At 71.9% G+C, this 14122-nt stretch carries 10 protein-coding genes and 1 tRNA gene; 5 read left to right on the top strand and 6 right to left on the bottom strand.

The window, feature by feature from the left end; genetic code table 11:
* Positions 1–220 precede the first annotated feature (220 nt).
* Together ACYUD3_RS04195 and ACYUD3_RS04190 are read right to left on the bottom strand one after the other, a co-directional pair.
* A complete protein-coding gene (locus ACYUD3_RS04195) occupies positions 221–3568 on the bottom strand; it encodes a S8 family peptidase (protein WP_470963617.1) in 3348 nt (1115 codons plus the stop codon).
* A 243-nt stretch (positions 3569–3811) separates the two neighbouring features.
* Positions 3812–3885, bottom strand: a tRNA-Pro gene (locus ACYUD3_RS04190).
* A 100-nt stretch (positions 3886–3985) separates the two neighbouring features.
* Between ACYUD3_RS04190 and ACYUD3_RS04185 the strand changes: the two genes are divergently transcribed.
* From ACYUD3_RS04185 to ACYUD3_RS04175, 3 genes are all read left to right on the top strand, one after another.
* Positions 3986–4477, top strand: coding sequence for a DUF309 domain-containing protein (locus tag ACYUD3_RS04185; protein WP_470963614.1), 492 nt, complete (start codon positions 3986–3988; stop codon positions 4475–4477).
* A gap of 77 nt (positions 4478–4554) precedes the next feature.
* Positions 4555–5328: a precorrin-6A synthase (deacetylating) gene (gene cobF / locus ACYUD3_RS04180; RefSeq protein WP_470963611.1), complete on the top strand. Its 774-nt coding sequence runs from the start codon at positions 4555–4557 to the stop codon at positions 5326–5328.
* 69 nt (positions 5329–5397) lie between these two features.
* A complete protein-coding gene (locus tag ACYUD3_RS04175; protein WP_470963608.1) occupies positions 5398–7461 on the top strand; it encodes an MDR family MFS transporter in 2064 nt (687 codons plus the stop codon).
* Between the two features lie 85 nt (positions 7462–7546).
* Here the strand turns inward: ACYUD3_RS04175 and ACYUD3_RS04170 are convergent, their stop codons facing one another.
* Complete coding sequence (locus ACYUD3_RS04170; RefSeq protein WP_470963605.1) at positions 7547–8347, bottom strand: cobalt-precorrin-6A reductase; 801 nt, start codon at positions 8345–8347, stop codon at positions 7547–7549.
* 93 nt (positions 8348–8440) lie between these two features.
* Here ACYUD3_RS04170 and ACYUD3_RS04165 point away from each other — a divergent pair, with 93 nt between their 5' ends.
* Complete coding sequence (locus tag ACYUD3_RS04165; protein WP_470963602.1) at positions 8441–9295, top strand: methylenetetrahydrofolate reductase; 855 nt, start codon at positions 8441–8443, stop codon at positions 9293–9295.
* Between the two features lie 143 nt (positions 9296–9438).
* On the opposite strand, the gene ACYUD3_RS04160 is transcribed toward ACYUD3_RS04165, so the two are convergent.
* On the bottom strand, positions 9439–10212 hold the full coding sequence (locus ACYUD3_RS04160) for a sulfite exporter TauE/SafE family protein (protein ID WP_470963980.1): 774 nt from the start codon (positions 10210–10212) through the stop codon (positions 9439–9441).
* Between the two features lie 104 nt (positions 10213–10316).
* On the opposite strand from ACYUD3_RS04160, the gene ACYUD3_RS04155 reads away from it, so the two are divergent.
* On the top strand, positions 10317–11141 hold the full coding sequence (locus ACYUD3_RS04155; RefSeq protein WP_470963599.1) for an alpha/beta fold hydrolase: 825 nt from the start codon (positions 10317–10319) through the stop codon (positions 11139–11141).
* 66 nt (positions 11142–11207) lie between these two features.
* On the opposite strand, the gene ACYUD3_RS04150 is transcribed toward ACYUD3_RS04155, so the two are convergent.
* Together ACYUD3_RS04150 and ACYUD3_RS04145 are read right to left on the bottom strand one after the other, a co-directional pair.
* The gene (locus tag ACYUD3_RS04150) at positions 11208–12497 is read right to left on the bottom strand and encodes an amidohydrolase (protein ID WP_470963596.1); all 1290 of its coding nucleotides are present in this window, start codon (positions 12495–12497) and stop codon (positions 11208–11210) included.
* A 127-nt stretch (positions 12498–12624) separates the two neighbouring features.
* Entirely contained in the window at positions 12625–13953 is a 1329-nt protein-coding gene (locus tag ACYUD3_RS04145; protein WP_470963593.1) for a sensor histidine kinase, read from the bottom strand.
* Between the last annotated feature and the right edge of the window lie 169 nt (positions 13954–14122).

The following is a 14122-nucleotide window of genomic DNA, read 5'->3' as shown; positions in this document are numbered from 1 at the left end:
AACGGCCGGCGGGAGGGGCATCCGGGGTTCACCGGGTGCCCCTCCCCGTCGTCTCTCTCCGAGCAGGCGCCAGATCCAGTTCTTCCTGATGCTCAGTGCGCTCACCGGGTCGCAGGACCGCAACGGAATCCCGGCTCCCCCGCTGCCCGGCAGGAGCCGGCCGCATGCGTCAGGGGCCGGGAAGCTCCCGACCCCTGACACGTGCTGCACAGAATCCCGCCTACTTCACGGTGCGATACGCGTTACTGATCGTGCCGTCATAAGTGTTGCCCTCGGTATCGGCCAGAGCGGCCTTGAAGGAGACCGTGCCGGTCTGCTTCGGGTGGGTGAGGGTGAGGTGGCGCCCGCCGGAGGCGTCCGTGCGGACCTCGACGGGCTTCCAGGTGCGACCGCCGTCGTAAGAGACCTTCACGGACAGCGACTTGAGGTGACCCTTGACGGCCGCCGCGCCCTGCACCACGACCGGGACGTCGAACCGCTGCCCGGCCTTGGCGGTGGCGGTCGGGCTCAGCGCCGGCGCGAAGCGGACGACGGAGAGTGCGAGCGCCTTCGCGCGGCCGGTCTCGGCGACGTACTCCGAGCTGAAGGTCCAGGCCGCGCTGACCTGGTCGCTGACCTGGTAGGTGCTCAGGCTGCGGGTCGACGTGGCGGTCAGCGTGTACCGGGTCTTCTCCTTCGGCAGGCCGCTGCGCGGGCCCAGGCCGCAGGCGTCCTCGGTGGTGCTGAGGTAGGTCTTGCCCGCCGCCGTGAGCACGGTCTTCATCCGGGCGAAGGAGTCGAAGGTGTAACGCCCGTCGGAGACCAGCGAGTTGCACACGACGTAGCTGTTGCCGAACCGGTAGCCGCCGACGCCGATGTCACTGGCGAGGACGGGACCGAACACCCCCTTGTTCCATGTCTCGCGGTAGGTGCCGCCCGGCTGGTAGCGCTTGCTCTTCAGCGTGTCGATGTACGTGTACGCCTGCTTCTCCGCACCGCGGTTGAGCTGGAGCTGGAACCTCCAGCGCAGGTCGTCGTCCGCCGACACGTAGGCCGTGACCCGGTCGGCCGGCACGCTCCACACGGCGCCCGTGGTGCCGGGGACGGGAAGGCCGTCCAGCTCCGGGTAGCCGGGGGTCTGCCATGTGCCGACCGGTGTGGCCTGGCTGTCCTTGACCGTGCTGCCGACCGCGAAGTCGATCCTGGCCAGCGAGGACGCCCGCACGGTGTGGGTGAGTCCGTCGAAGAAGGAGCCCCGGCGGCTGACCACGACGTGGTACTGCGGCTTGGTGCCGCCCCTGTCCCAGACGCCGGCGACCTGCGCGAGGAACGTGGCGCCGGGCGCGCTCGGCCCGACCTGGGCGAGGGTGGGGGAGTCGCCGTTGAAGTAGTAGCCGCTGGCGTAATTGTTCGCCGCGGTGCTGCCCTTGGCGGCGAACTTGACCACCGGATTGACTGCGGCGGCCTGGGGATCGGGTGTGGTGACCTTGATCTCCTTGGCCTTGCGCGCGTCGAGGACCAGGGTGGTGTCCTTGGTGAGCGAGAGGTGGGGCGCGACCATCACGGTGCCCCGGCCCATGAGGTCCTGGATCACGTCGTCCACCACGTAGTGCCCCTTGGGCAGCCGCAGCGTGGCCTTGAAGTCGTTGTCGGTGTCCCGCTCGTAGGGGTACCAGACCTTGCCGCTCTCCTTCGAGACGACGGTGGCCTGGCCCGCGTCCGGGGCCTTGCCGTTCCTGCCGATGGTCTTGACGGTGAGGTTGTAGGACTCGATCTCGCGGGTGACGAGCGCGGGGGTGCGCACGACGGTCTTGCCGTCAGTGGCGGTTATCGCGCCGGAGTACACGCCGTCCTTGGTGCCTTTGCGGGTGTCGGCGGTGGCGGTCGCGGTGGCGGTGGCGCCCGCGGGGACGGTGAGGGTGGCCGGGGAGACGGTGAAGACGCCCGGGGCGCCGGTGGCGGAGAGATCGAGGGTGACCGGGGTGGTGCCGGTGTTGCGGTAGGTGAGGGTCTTGGTGACGGCGGTGTCGTCGTCGTGGGGCCAGGCCTGGGTGCCGAAGCCGAGGGAGGCGGGCTCGGCGACGACGCTCTGGGTGACGGCCCGGGTCAGGTCGACCCGGCCGGAGCCCTGTTCGTACGCGGTCAGCTTGGTGTCGGCCTTGACCGAGCCCATCAGCGCGGCCTTGAGCCGGTCGCCCTTCCAGTCCGGGTGCTCCTGGGCGAGGATCGCGGCGGCCCCGGCGACATGCGGGGTGGCCATCGAAGTGCCGGACATCGTGACGTAGCCGCTCTCGGCCGCCGAACCCGCGTTCCTGGCCGCCGCCGCGGTGATGTCCACGCCGGGCGCGGAGATGTCGGGCTTCATACCGTCGTCGACCGCCGGGCCCCGGCTGGAGAAGGGGGCGAGGGCGTCGTGGTGGTCCACGGCGGCCACGGTGAGCGCGGCGGCGGCGCTGCCGGGCGTGCCGATGGTCTCGTCGCGCGGGCCCGAGTTGCCCGCGGCGATGACGAACAGCACACCCTTGGACGCCGACAGCGTGTTGACGGCCTTCTCCATCGGGTCGACGCCCGCGGTGTCGGTGCCGCCCAGGCTCATGTTGACGACCTTGGCGCCCTGCTCCGTCGCCCACTGCATGCCGGCGATGATGCTGGAGTCGCTGCCCCCGAGGTCGTCGAGCACCTTGCCGATCAGCAGCTGGACCCCGGGCGCGACACCCTTGTACTTCCCGCTGCTCCTGGCTCCCGATCCGGCGATGGTGGACGCCACATGGGTGCCGTGCCCCACCGTGTCGTCGGTGCCGCCGGGTCCCATGAAGGCCCTGGAGGCGACGATCCTGCCCTTCAGGTCCGGGTGGGTGGCGTCCACGCCGCTGTCCAGGACGGCGACCTTGACGCCCTTGCCGTCGTACCCGGCCTTCCACGCGGTGGGCGCGCCGATCTGGACCGTGCCGGTGTCGGCGCCCGGGTCGCCCTCGGCGGGCAGCGGGGTGGCCTTCACCCTGCCGTCGAGCCAGATGTGGTCCACCCCGGGAGCCGTGGTCACGGCGCCGTCGGCGCTCTCCGTCTCGGTGAGCGCCTGCCAGACCTCCCCGGTGTCCTGCTTCTGCGCGGTCAGCGCCTGGCCGCGCACGGCGGGCAGCTGGCGCTCCACCTTGGCGTCCGCCGCGACGAGTGCCTTCTTGACGTCGGCCTGCTCGTCCTGGCCGCCCTGGTACGACACGATCAGCGGCAGCTGCTTGCGGCGGGCGTCGTCGTACCCGTCCGCGACCAGCTGGGTCACGTCGAACAGCCGGCGGTCCAGCCTTCCGCTGCTCAGCAGCTTCAGCGCGTCCGTCGGGACGACGTAGGTGTGTCCGCCGATGAGCTGCGTCGCGTAGCCGATCCCCTTGCGGGCCTTGGCCTGGTCCACTCCGACGACCCGCCCGTCGCGGTCCACCCCGACGGTGTCGCCGGTGACCAGGGTGACGTGTGTGGTGGCCCCGGTCACCCTGCCCGGTGTCTCGGCCGCCGCGTTCGGTGCCGCCGTGGTGAGGGCGGCGGTGGCGGTGAGCCCGGCCACCGCCAGCAGCGCGGCCGTGCCGTACGCCACCGTCCCTCGGCTGTGCCGTTTCAGTCTGTGCTTGTTCCGCAACGAACGTCTCTCTTCCCCGGGTTCCGGATTCGACGGGTATCCCGTATCCGGACCGAGTTTTGAGCAGCGGAACATTGGTCAGTAGCTCCTCCCGGGCACTGACCAACGCGTATGAGGGCGGGGGGCCGGCTGGTCCCCGAAAACAATCAAGGGGTCACATCAGATTCCTCTGATATGACCCCTGACCTGCGTCGAAGCAAGTCGGGACGACAGGATTTGAACCTGCGACCCCTTGACCCCCAGTCAAGTGCGCTACCAAGCTGCGCCACGTCCCGATGCACCGCCCCACGAAACCCCGTGGAAGCACGCGAGACAGGACTCTACCCCACCTTCCCGGGTACGCCGAAAGCGGCGCCGAGGCGGGAGAATCGGGGGATGAGCGAGACAGCGGTGGGACGGGACCGGGACGAGGAGGGGCGGGCCCGCAGCGCGCGGCCCCGCGACGGGCTGGGGCGCCCCCTGCCGTACGGCGCCCAGGGCGTGGCCCGGCAGCCGGAAGGCGTGGTCCGGGACCCCGCCGAGACCGTCGCCGAGGCCCAGGCCCTGCTCGACGCCGGGAAACCCTTCCACGCCCACGAGGTCTTCGAGGACGCCTGGAAGACCGGCCCCGAGGAGGAGCGGCCCCTGTGGCGGGGGCTCGCGCAGCTGGCCGTGGGGCTGACGCACGCCGCCCGGGGCAACCCGACCGGCGGGGCCCGGCTGCTGCGGCGCGGGGCGGACGTCGTCGCGGGGTGGACGGGGCCGTCGTACGGGATGGATCTGGAGGGGGTGGTGGGCTGGGCGCGGGGGCTCGCGGACGAGGTCGCGGCGGACCGGGGGTCGGTGGACGCCGGCAGGTCGGCGCCTCGGCTGCTGAACCGGCCATGACATCAGCTGATCGCATAATCGGCTGCCCCCTCACTCACCCCACCCCCACTGTCAGTCCCATACGGCAGACTCGACCCGTGCGAGAGATTCATGTCATCGGTATCGGTGCGGGCGACCCCGAGCAGCTGACGCTGCAAGCGGTCAGGGTCATGCGGGCAACGGACGTGTTCTTCGTCCTGGAGAAGGGCGAGGCGAAGAGCGACCTCACCGGCCTGCGCAGAGAGCTGCTGGCGGCGCATCTGCCGGAGGGGTCGTACAGGGTGGTGCACGCGCGGGATCCCGAGCGGGACCGGGCGGCGGGCGGCGCCGCCTACTCGCCGGCGGTGGGCGACTGGCGCAGCGCCCGCGCGGAGATCTACGAACGGCTGATCGCCGAGGAACTGGCCGAGGGCGAGAGCGGCGCGTTCCTGGTGTGGGGCGATCCAGCGCTGTACGACAGCACGCTCGGCATCCTCGAAGAGGTCCTCGCGCGCGGGAGCGTGGCCTTCTCGTACGACGTCGTCCCCGGCGTCAGCAGCGTCTCGGCGCTGGTCGCCCGGCATCGGACGGGACTGAACCGGGTCGCGCGGCCGGTGCAGATCACCACCGGGCGGCGGCTCGCGCAGGGGTTCCCGGAGGGGGTGGACGATGTCGTGGTGATGCTGGACGCGCACGCGACGTTCCGGGAGTACGCCGACCAGGACATCGACATCTACTGGGGGGCGTACATAGGCACCCCTGACGAGCTCCTCGACTCCGGTCCGATCGCCGAGGCCGCGCCCCGTATCGAGCGGGTCCGGTCCGAGGCCCGGGAGCGCAAGGGCTGGATCATGGACACGTATCTGCTGCGCCGCAATCCGAAGGAGACGTAGAGCGCTGAGCCTCACCCGATCGGCCCCACCCCGAGTGCCGGGATCCGCCCCCGGCGTGAAGGTGACCTCGTGACCGTCACCCAGGATTCCCCGCCCGCCGCCCAGCCCCCGGTGCTGGACGCGCGCCGTCGCAACGTCGTGTTCGTCACGATCGTGCTGGGCATGCTGCTCGCGGCGCTGGACCAGACGATCGTGGGGACGGCGCTGCCGACGATCGTGTCGGATCTGGGCGGCGCCTCGCACATGTCGTGGGTGGTGACGGCCTACCTCCTCGCGGAGACCGTCGCGACGGTGCTGGTCGGCAAGTTCGGTGACCTCTTCGGCCGCAAGGTCGTCTTCCAGGTCTCGGCGGTCGTCTTCATCACCGGCTCGTTCCTGTGCGGGCTCGCCACGAACATGATGCTGCTGATCGTCTGGCGGGCGGTGCAGGGCATCGGGGCGGGCGGGCTGATGGTGACGGCCATGGCGCTGATCGCCGATGTGATCCCGCTGCGCGAGCGCGGCAAGTACCAGGGCGCGATCGGCGCGGTGTTCGGGGTGGCGACGGTCATCGGGCCGCTGCTGGGCGGGCTGTTCACCGACCATCTGTCGTGGCGGTGGGCGTTCTACGTCAACGTGCCGATCGCGATCGCCGTCGTCGTCTCCGCCGCCCGGACCATCCCGGTGGTGAAGTCGGCGGCCCGCCCGGTGATCGACTATCTCGGCATCGCGCTGGTCGCGGCGGGCGCGAGCGCCCTGATCCTGGCGACGAGCTGGGGCGGCAACGAGTACGCGTGGGGCTCCGGCGTCATCATCGGCCTGTTCGCCGGCGGGGTGATCGCGCTCGGCCTGTTCTGCTGGGCGGAGCTGCGGGCCGCGCAGCCCATGCTGCCGATGCGGCTGTTCGGCAATCCGGTGTTCACGGTCTGCTCGGTGCTCAGCTTCATCGTCGGGTTCGCGATGCTCGGCGCGATGACGTACCTGCCGAGCTATCTCCAGTACGTCGACGGCGATTCGGCGACCGTCTCCGGGGTGCGGACGCTGCCGATGGTGATCGGCCTGCTCATCGCGTCGATCGCCAGCGGCAACGTCGTCAGCAAGACCGGCACGTACCGGATCTTCCCCATCGCCGGCTCGTTCGTCATGGGCGTCGGCCTGTACCTGATGTCCCTGATGGGGCCGTCGACGGGGGTCTGGCTGGAGTCGCTGTACATGTTCGTCCTCGGCACCGGCATCGGCCTGTCCATGCAGGTCCTGACGATCGCCGTGCAGAACACCGTCGCCTACGCCGACCTCGGCACCGCCACCTCGGGCGTCACCTTCTTCCGCACCCTGGGCAGCTCCTTCGGCACGGCCGTCTTCGGCACGATCTACACCAACGCCCTCGCCCCGAACCTCAAGGACGGCATCGCGGCAGCGGCGGCGACGGGGACGACGGACGCGGCGGCCGTCGCCAAGGCGGCGCTCAGCCCCGACGGCGTCCACCACCTCCCCGCCCGGGCCGCCGCGCCCATCATCGGCGCGTACGCCGACACCATCCAGACGGTGTTCCTCTGGACCGTCCCGGTCGCCGCCCTCGGCCTGGTCGTCGCCTTCTTCCTCAAACAGGTCCCGCTGCGCGACAGCGCCCGCATGGGCTCCACCGACATGGGCGAGGGCTTCGCCTCCCCGCGCGGCTCCGACTCCCAGCGGGTGCTGGAGGCGTCGGTGGCGAAGATCCTCGGCGGTACGGACCTGGAGACGGCCCGGCACATCATCCAGACCTCCGACACCCGGCTCGACATCGCGGGCGCCTGGGCGGTCATGCAGGTGTACCTCTACGAGCGGATGGTCGGCCACGCGGGCCTCGGCCTCATGGCGACCCGCCGCCACCTCCCCCCGGAGGTCCTCCTCCCCGTCTTCGACCGCATGGTCGACGAGGGCTATCTCACCCGGCACGGCGGCCTCTTCACCCATACGGAGGCGGGCGCCCGCGAAGCCGAGGTCCTCACGCGGGCGTGGGGGACCTGGCTGGAGGCGCGGGTCCAGCAGGACGTGGGGCACCCGGCGTGCACCGACCTCCACGCGGCGGTCGACTCCATCGCGAAGCGGCTGCTGGTGGAGGATCTGAACACGAGCTTGCCGCGGCGGGTGGCGGTGCCGGCGGGGGCTTGAGGGGGGCGGCGCGGGCTTGGCGGACGGAGAGGGGGGCCTCCTGCGGAGGCTTGAGGGAGCCGCGCCGGCGGAGGCTTGAGGCGGCCTACCCGACCCCGAGCCACTCCAGCGCGTCCACGACATCCCCCGCCACCGCCGCCCCCTCCGGCGCCGGCGGCCGTCGTACGATCACGACCGGCAGGCCCAGCTCCCTCGCCGCCGTCAGTTTCGCCGCCGTCGCCGCGCCTCCGCTGTCCTTCGTGACGACGACCTCGATGCGGCGGTCCCGCAACAGCTCCAGCTCCCCCTCGACCGTGAACGGCCCGCGCGCGAGCAGCACTTCGGCGTCCGGCGGCAGCGGCGGGTCGGGCGGTTCCACCGAGCGCACCACGCAGTGCACACCGGAGACCTCCGCGAACGCGGACAGGCCCAGGCGCCCGGTGGTCAGCAGCGCGCGGCGGCCGAGGGAGGGGAGCAGGGCCGCCGCTTCCGGCAGGGACCCGGTGTCGTACCAGCGGTCCCCCTCCCCCGCCGTCCAGCCCGGGCGGCGCAGCACCAGCAGCGGGACGCCCGTCGCGGCGGCGGCCCGGGCCGCGTTCGCGGTGATGCGGGCGGCGAAGGGGTGCGTGGCGTCGACGACGGCGTCCACGCGGTGCGCGCGCAGCCAGTCCGCGAGTCCTTCGGCGCCGCCGAAGCCGCCGACGCGGACCTCGCCGGGCAGCGCGGCCGGGCGGGAGACGCGGCCGGCGAGGGAGGTGGTGACGCGGACGCCGGTGCCGGTCGGGGAAGCGGCGCCCGGCCCACACCGAACGCCGGTCCGGGGAGCGGCGTCCGGCCCGCGGGCTCCGGTCAGCGCCCCAGCCAGCTCCCGCGACTCGCTCGTCCCCCCGAGGATCAGCACATGCATGACCCGAGCCTACGAGACGAGGGCCACAGCGCCCCGGGCGTGTGGATTGTTAGCCTGCGGGGTCCAGTTGATCAGGCATCCCAAGGACGGCAGATGACCGCACCCGCACCGGCCCGTTCCCTGTCCACCGGCGCCTCTTTGGAGATCACCGGCAAGGACCTGCCCGCGCTGGAGGCCGCCCGCGCCTTCCTGCCGCCGGGCACCCGCGTCAACATCACGCACCTCGGCAGCGAGGACCTGGACACCCGGGTCGGCGCGGCGCGGGCGGTGCGGCGGCTGGGCTTCGTGCCGGTGCCGCACATATCCGCGCGGCGCCTGCACTCACGGGCGGAACTGGACGAGTTCTTGGCCGCGCTGCACGCCGAGGACGCCACGGAACACGTCTTCGTCGTCGCCGGCGACCCGGCCGCGCCGTACGGTCCGTACGAGGACGCGCTCGACGTCCTCGGCACAGGGCTGCTGCCGAAGTACGGGGTCCGGGGCGTCGGCGTCACCGGCTATCCGGAGGGTCACCCGGCGGTGGACGACCGGGTCCTGTGGTCGGCGCTCACCGAGAAGGCCGCCGCGCTGGAGGATCAGGGGCTCGCCGGGAGCGTGATCACGCAGTTCGGTTTCGCCGTCGAGCCGGTGCTGGAGTGGGTCGAGCGGCTGCGGGAGCGGGATGTGCGGCTGCCGGTGCGGGTCGGGGTGCCGGGTCCCGCGGGGGTGCGGCGGCTGGTGACGTACGCGAAGCGGTTCGGGGTGGGGACGAGCGCGTCCATCGTCCGGAAGTACGGTTTCTCGCTGACCCACCTGATGGGCACGGCGGGCCCGGACCGCTTCCTGCGCGCGCTGGACGAGGGGTACTCGGCGGGGCGGCACGGGGAGGTGGGGGTGCACTTCTATACGTTCGGCGGGGTGGGGGCGACGTCGGAGTGGCTGGCGGAGTTCGGGGAACGGCGGCGGTAAGGCGTACCGGCAGCTGTGAAGGAGGCCGCTCGCCGTAAAGGGGGCGGCAACTGTGAAGGGGGCCGGTAGCTGTGAAGGGGGCCGGTAGTCGTGCAGGGGGCCGGTGAAGCTGTGCGGAAGGTTTTCCGGAAGGCCCCGCCCCCTCATCGCAGCAGCAGCTGCAACCCCCCGATGACCGTCGCCGCGATCACCAACTGCTCGAACAACCGCTGATTGATCCGGTCCACCGCCCACCGCCCCAGCACGGCCCCCGGTATCACGAACCCCACCAGCGCCAGATCCAGCAGCAGCGAACTCCCGTCGATCAGCCCGAGCCCTGCGCTGAACGGCACCTTCGTCACATTGACGATCAGGAAGAAGAACGCCGACGTCCCCAGGAACCCCAGCTTCCGGAACCCCGCCGACAGCAGGTACATCGACATGACCGGCCCCCCGGCGTTGGCGACCATCGTCGTGAACCCGCCCAGCACCCCGTACGAGCCGGCCTTGATCCGCCCCGCCCGGGTGGCGACCGCGTCCGGGTCGGCGGGCGCCTCTGACCTGCGCCGCCGCCACACCGTCACCCCCGCCATCATCAGCAGGATCGCCCCGATCGAGGTCCGCACCACCTGGTCGTCGGCCCACACCAGGAACACCGTCCCGACGACCACCCCGCCGGCGACCGCCGGGAACAGCCGCCACAGCGTGGGCCAGTGGGCGTGGCGCCGGTAGGTGAGGACGGCCAGGACATCCCCGGCGATGAGGATGGGCAGCAGGACGCCGGTCGAGGCGCGGGCCGGCAGGACGGCCGCGAAGACGGCGAGGCTGACGGTGTTGGCGCCGCTGACGGCCGTCTTGGAGAAGCCGACGAGCAGCGCGGCGAGGGCGAGGGCGGCGAATTCCCAGCCGGTGATGTGCCAGAGAGTCATGGTGTTCATCGCGTTGACCGATGCTATGCGCACGCATCTGGGGTAGGTAAGGAGCGTCTCGGCGCGTGAGAACGCGACCGAAAGCTTTCGCCCACCGCACTCCAGGAGGACATATGGCCGACGTCCACCACATTCCCGGCACCCACGGCCGGATCGCGGTGTACGACTGGCCGCACCCGTCCCCCCGCTATCTCGCCCTCCTGATCCACGGCTACGCCGAGCACCTCGGCCGCTACGCCCCTCTCGCGGAGCTTCTGCACGCCCACGGCGCGTGGGTCACCGGCCCCGACCACGCCGGCCACGGCCGCTCCGACGGCGAACGGGTCCTGGTCGAGGACTTCGAGGACATCGTCACGGACGTCGAGACGGTCACCGCCCAGGCCCGCACCGCCCACCCCGGCCTCCCGCTGGTGGTCGTGGGCCACTCCATGGGTGGCCTGATCGCGTCCCGCCTCGCCCAGCGCTACGACGGCCCGCTCGCCGCGCTCGTCCTGTCCGCGCCGGTGATCGGCGCGTGGGAGACACCGGCGAAGCTGCTGGCGTACGACGAGATCCCGGACGTCCCGATCAGCCCCGGCGCGCTGTCGCGGGATCCGGCGGTCGGGGCGGCGTATCTCGCGGATCCGCTGGTCTGGCACCGGGGGATGAAGCGGCCGACGCTGGAGGCGTTCGCGGCGACCCTGGAGAGCGTCGAGAAGGGCGGGGCGATCCGGGCGCCGGTGCTGTGGCTGCACGGCGCGGAGGACCGCCTCGTCCCTCTCTCCGGCTCCCGCCCTGGGGTGGAGCGGTTGAGCGGGGGGCCGCTGAGCGAGGGCTCCCTGAACAGGGGCTCGCTGACCGAGCGGATCTATGCGGGGGCGCGGCACGAGGTGTTCGCGGAGACCAATCGGGACGAGGTGTTCGGGGAGGTCATCCGTTTCCTGGACGGGGTGGTGTGAGGGAGTCCGCTGGGCGGGGTTCGGCAAATACGTCTCCTGTACGTCTCCTGGGTTTCCTGGGCGGGGTCAGGCGAGCGCGTCTCTTGAGCGGGGTCCGGCGAGCGCTTCTGCTGGGCGGAGTGCGGTGAGCGCGGCCGACACGAGGGTCCCTACGCCTGGTACGAGCACCGAGAGGTCGGGGGCGAACAACGGGCTGTGGTTCGCAGGCGCGTTGGCGAGTTTCTCACCCAACTCCTCACCCGCCGCAGCCTCCCAGACATCGGCCGGGGTGCAGGTGACGTACCAGTAGTCGTACGGCACCCCTTCCGGCGCCAGCAGGGAGAAGTCCTCGCTGCCCATGACCGCGCCGAAGTCGAACACGGTTCCGGCGCCGAAGAGCCGGCGGTGCGCCTCGGCCACCCGGCCGTCGAGCGCGGGATCGTTGACGGTCGTCGGGAAGCTGGAGGAGATCTCGATGTCCGCCGGGGCGGGACAGCCGGCCGCCGCGCACTCCCCGTCGACGATCCGCCGGATCACATCGAGCACCTTGGCACGCGTACGGCCGTTCTGCGTACGGAGGTTGAGGGCGAGGCGGGCCTCGGCGGGGATGATGTTGTGGGTGGTCCCGGCATGGAAGGCACCGACGGTGAGCACCGCGGATTCGCTCGCGGGCAGCTCACGGGCGACGACGGTCTGGAGCCGGGTGACGATGTAAGCGGCCGTCACGACCGGGTCGACGGCGGCCTCGGGACGCGAGCCGTGCCCGCCGAGTCCGTGGATGACAACGTCGATGTCGTCGGCGGCCGACATGGTCAGCCCCGGGGTGTGCGAATAGAACCCGGCGAGCCCGGGAGCGGTGTGCTGTCCGAACAGCACGTCAGGGCGCGGGAACCGCTCATGCACCCCGTCCGCGACCATCGCCGCCGCCCCGCCCCCGGCCTCCTCGGCAGGCTGCCCCACCACGACGACCGTCCCCTCCCACAACTCCCGCCCGCCGGCGAGCACTTCAGCGGCAGCCGCGAGCCAGGTGACATGCAGGTCATGCCCACAGGCGTGCATGACCCCGTCGACCACCGACGCGTACGACAGCCCGGACGCCTCCGGGACGGGCAGCGCGTCCATGTCGGCGCGCAGCCACACGACCGGTCCCTCCCCGTTGCGCAGCACACCGACCACTCCGGTGCCGCCGACGCCCTCCGTCACCTCGTACCCGGCGGCCGTGAGGCGGGCGGCGAGTTTCGCGGCCGTGCGGTGTTCCTGGAAGGCGAGCTCGGGGTGACGGTGCAAGTCCCGGTAGAAGTCTTCCAGTTCGCTCTGTTTCAGGGCGGCGGTGAGGTCTTGGGTGAGGCGGGTTACGGGGTCGGTGGGGTCGGTCATGGGCCTTGCCTCTCGAAGGTTCCCCAAGGGGTTCACGGAAGAGCGGTTCGTAGAAGAGGGTTTCGTAGCAGGGCGGTTCACAGGAGCACGATTCACACAAAGGTTCGCAAAGGGTGCCACCCGCACGCTATCCGACGGGGAACACCGCTCTTACCTCCCATCCGTACCTCTCGTCCCCTTTCGGCGGCCCGGCGAAAAGCTCGCCGCCGAGCGCCGTGACCCGCTCTCTCAGCCCGACCAGCCCGAACCCGCCCCCGTGCGCCGCGTCCGGGAGGCTCGTACCGCCCAGGCCGTCGTTCTCGACGCGGACGGCGAGTCCGCCGTCCTCGGGGAGGAGGTGGACAGTGATCTCCGTGGCGTCGGCGGCATGGCGGCGGATGTTGGTGAGGGATTCCTGGACGACTCGGAAGGCGGCGGACTGGACCTCGTGCGGAAGGTCGGCCGGGAGCGCGGGGTCCCGGCGGAGAAGGGCTCGCTGGCCGGGGCCGGCGAAGCGGTCGACGAGGTCGCTGATGCCGTCGAGGTCACCGACGGGGCGGCGCCCGGCGGCTTCGGGGCCGGTGTCGCGCAGGACTCCGACGGTACGCCGCATGGAGGCGAGGGCTTCGGTGGCGGCGCGTTCGATGTCGCGCAGGACGGGATCGAGGTCGGGGGGACGGTTGGTGGGGCGGCTGTCGGGGGCGGCACCGGACCAGTCGGCACCGGACCAGTCGGCAGCGGGGCCGGTGCGGCGGTCCGTCGAGCGGTCGCCGCCACCGTCGCCACCGTCGGCGGCGGCGTCGGCGGCGTCGGCGGTGCACCAGCCCGCCGCGCGCTCGGCGGCCATCATGCGGGCCATCTGCGTCTGGACCAGGATGCCGGTCACGTGATGCGCCACGAAGTCGTGCAGGTCCGCCGCCATCGCGAGGCGTTCCGCGCGTCTGGTCTCGCCGACGGCGACGGTGCGCCGGTAGTCGAGGCCGCGCAGGTAGGCGGCGAATCCGCCGGCCATCCCGGCGAGGAGCAGCCCTATCAGCAGCGCGGCGAGAACAGCGCCGTCGCGGAAGGAGTGCGAGTAGCGCAGCGGCAGGGTCAGCAACGCGGCGCCGGCCAGCAGGGCACCGCCGACGGCCCAGGGCGCGGGGGCGTGCCGTACGACGACGAACAGCAGACACAGCAGGATTGCTGCCTCGCCCGGGCCGAACAGCCAGGCGCGGTCGAGGGCGAGGGCCGCGCCCGTGTACAGAAGAGAGAGGACGGCGGGGACCGCCGCCCGCGCTTGCGGAGTGAGCAGGTCGGGACGGCCGGCGGCCGGACACAGTACGGCGGCCAGTCCGACCGCGCCCATGACGGCCACCGGCCAGACCGGGTCCTGCGCGGACCCGGCGTTGAGCGCATCGAGGACGACGGCGGCGAGGAGGAAGCCGGCGGCGAACCCCCTGGCACAGCCACGGCCTCGGCCGGTGACGGTTGACATGCCGATCACGGTAGCCGGGCGGGCACGTGCGGCGGATCGGCCGAATGACCGATCGGACGCCGCGATCACGCGCCGTTTCCTGGCCGTCCGGCCGAGGCGGGCGTGGGTGGGCGCGGGCGAGAGTGGAGGCACGGAACAGCGGCGGCCGACCGGCCTTTCGCTCCTCCGA

Source organism: Streptomyces sp. AMJ-169, assembly GCF_055597585.1.
This window is presented reverse-complemented; position numbering and strand designations above follow the sequence as displayed.

Bases quoted from the DNA above. Each gene is read 5' to 3' on its own strand.
- ACYUD3_RS04185 (WP_470963614.1), top strand. From the start codon at position 3,986: ATGAGCGAGACAGCGGTGGGACGGGACCGGGACGAGGAGGGGCGGGCC.
- ACYUD3_RS04170 (WP_470963605.1), bottom strand. From the start codon at position 8,347: ATGCATGTGCTGATCCTCGGGGGGACGAGCGAGTCGCGGGAGCTGGCT.
- ACYUD3_RS04165 (WP_470963602.1), top strand. From the start codon at position 8,441: ATGACCGCACCCGCACCGGCCCGTTCCCTGTCCACCGGCGCCTCTTTG.
- ACYUD3_RS04160 (WP_470963980.1), bottom strand. From the start codon at position 10,212: ATGAACACCATGACTCTCTGGCACATCACCGGCTGGGAATTCGCCGCC.
- ACYUD3_RS04155 (WP_470963599.1), top strand. From the start codon at position 10,317: ATGGCCGACGTCCACCACATTCCCGGCACCCACGGCCGGATCGCGGTG.
- ACYUD3_RS04150 (WP_470963596.1), bottom strand. From the start codon at position 12,497: ATGACCGACCCCACCGACCCCGTAACCCGCCTCACCCAAGACCTCACC.
- ACYUD3_RS04145 (WP_470963593.1), bottom strand. From the start codon at position 13,953: ATGTCAACCGTCACCGGCCGAGGCCGTGGCTGTGCCAGGGGGTTCGCC.